Raw genomic sequence first — 2284 nt, forward strand, 5'->3', positions numbered from 1 at the left:
TGCATGCGCGCTCCGCCGCGCTCGTCGCCGCCGGCCGCTGGCGCGACGGCGCGCGCGTGCTGGAGGACCTGTCGGCGCAGCACCCGCGCGACCTGCTCGCGCTGCAGACCGGCCACCAAGTGGACTTCTTTACCGGCGATTCGCGCATGCTGCGCGACCGCATCGCGCGCGTGCGGCCGCACTGGAACGACGCGATGCCCGGCCACCATGCGGTGCTCGGCATGCACGCCTTCGGGCTCGAGGAGACAGGCGACTATGCGCAGGCCGAGCGCACCGGACGCCGGGCGATCGAGTTGCAGCCGCGCGACACCTGGGCCTGGCATGCGGTGGCGCACGTGCACGAGATGCGCAATGCGCCGAAGGACGGCATCTCCTGGCTCGAACCGAATGCGGCGCACTGGTCGCGCGACAGCTTCTTCGCGGTGCACAACTGGTGGCACCTGGCGCTGTTCAAGCTCGAGCAGGACCGGCACGACGAGGTGCTCGCGATGTACGATGCGTCGATCGGCGGGCCGGGCTCGGGGGTCGTGCTCGACATGATCGACCAAAGCGCACTGCTGTGGCGCCTCGCGCTGCGCGACGTGGACGTCGGCGACCGCTGGCAGCCGCTGGCCGAACGCTGGGCGCCGCATGCCACCGCGGGCAACTATGCCTTCAACGACCTGCACGCGATGATGGCCTTCGCGAGCGCCGGGCGCAGCGATCTCGCCGCGCAGCTGCGCGAGACACAGCGCGCCACGCTCGCCGGCGACGATGACACCCGCGCCTTCACCGCCGAGGTTGGCGAGGCCGCGACGCGCGCCGTGCAGGCCTTCGTGGCGGGCGACCACGCGACGGTCGTCGCGCTGCTGCGGCCGATCCGCTCGAGTGCGCACCGCTTCGGCGGCAGCCACGCCCAGCGCGACCTGCTCGACCTGACGCTGATCGAGGCGGCGCTGCGCAGCGGCGATCGGCCACTCGCGGCAGCGCTGGCGGCCGAGCGGGCCGCGATGCGACCGGCGAGCCCGCTCGCTCGGCGCTTCGTCGCGCGAGCCGCGGCGTGATTGATGCCTGCACGGCCGGCCCCCGGGCCGGCGACAGCGTTTGAAGGGCCGGATTATTTCCACGACATGAACGCCGAGGTGCGAATACGCACATCCGCGAGGTCCCTTGCCGGCGCAAACTTCGTCCTACACCAACCCATTCGACCACTTGAAGGAATCCGACAATGAACACCGCTTCCAAGCTCCTCTCCGGCTTTGCGCTCGCGATCCTCGCTGCCGCAGGCGTCCAAGCAGAAACCTATGACGGCGTCGCCAAGGTCACATCGACCCAGACCCGTGCCGCGGTCCGCGCCGAAGGCGTCGTGGCCGCACGCAGCGGCGACCAATTCAGCGATGTGGCCGGGCAGGGCGTCGCCAGCATCGCCAGTTCGGTCGAGCGCGCTTCGGTTCGCTCGCAAGGAATCGTTGCCGCTCGCAGCGCGAACCCGTACGCGGAAGGCTACGGCCAAGGCGTGACGCGCGTCGAATCGCCTGTCGACCGCCCCAGCGTGCGCGTCCAGGCCCGCGCAGCCGCGCGCGGCGATCGCCTCGCGATCTGAAGCGCGGCGCTCCAGAAAAAGCCGGGCTGGGCCCGGCTTTTCTTCGTGTATTCAGTCCGCCGTGCGAATGCCTGCTCATAAGCGAATTCTGCCTCGGCATCCAATGTCCGGAGTTGGCCGAGTGGAGCCGATCGACGGATCGCTCCAAACCTTCGGCCGAAGCGGGGTACCACCACAAGCCCCCTGGCATAAGACCTTGGTGCCCGGCGCGACAACGACGCTGCGGCCCGAAATATCGATAACCCACCGCCTTATTTGAGACTTCCATAAATCATGACATCACCACAGCGTGGCCTGCACCCAGCAGGCGGCGATGATCGAGGGGCGCTTCTGGGCACTCTTGAGCTTGTTGCGCGCAGTGCCGTGAAGCTCGGTGAGGTCGTTGGGGCAGTAGTTGGCCAGGGCATGTCGTTTGAGCCAGGCCCACAGATACTCCACCGGRTTGAGGTCGGGCGCGTACGGCGGCAGGAATGCGATCTGGATATGGCCGCCCAGGCTGTCCRGATAATCGCGCACCAGGCGACTGCGGTGCGCCTTCAAGCCATCCCAGATGACCAGCAGCGGCTGYTTCAGATGGGCCTTCAGCGCCTTGAGGAATTCGACGATCTCTTCCTTCTTGATGCTGCCCTCGTGCAGCCGGAACAGGCAGTTGGTGCGCGTGAGTCCGGCGATGACCGAGACGTGAGTCCAGTTGAAATGGAA

3 protein-coding genes are annotated in these 2284 nt (G+C 68.0%); 2 read left to right on the forward strand and 1 reads right to left on the reverse strand.

Annotated features, from left to right (window positions below; genetic code table 11):
• On the forward strand, positions 1–1043 hold a 1043-nt coding region (locus AC1DY5_RS52030), incomplete at its 5' end, for a tetratricopeptide repeat protein (RefSeq protein ID WP_478122083.1).
• Positions 1044–1207: 164 nt separating this feature from the next.
• Positions 1208–1582 carry a helicase SNF2 gene (locus AC1DY5_RS52035; protein ID WP_478122084.1) on the forward strand — a complete coding sequence of 125 codons (375 nt, stop codon included), beginning with the start codon at positions 1208–1210 and terminating at the stop codon, positions 1580–1582.
• A gap of 279 nt (positions 1583–1861) precedes the next feature.
• Here the strand turns inward: AC1DY5_RS52035 and AC1DY5_RS52040 are convergent.
• The coding region (locus tag AC1DY5_RS52040) for a transposase (protein WP_478122085.1) at positions 1862–2284 on the reverse strand (423 nt) is incomplete at its 5' end.

The sequence above is a fragment of the Variovorax sp. P4_D9 genome (genome assembly GCF_056401695.1).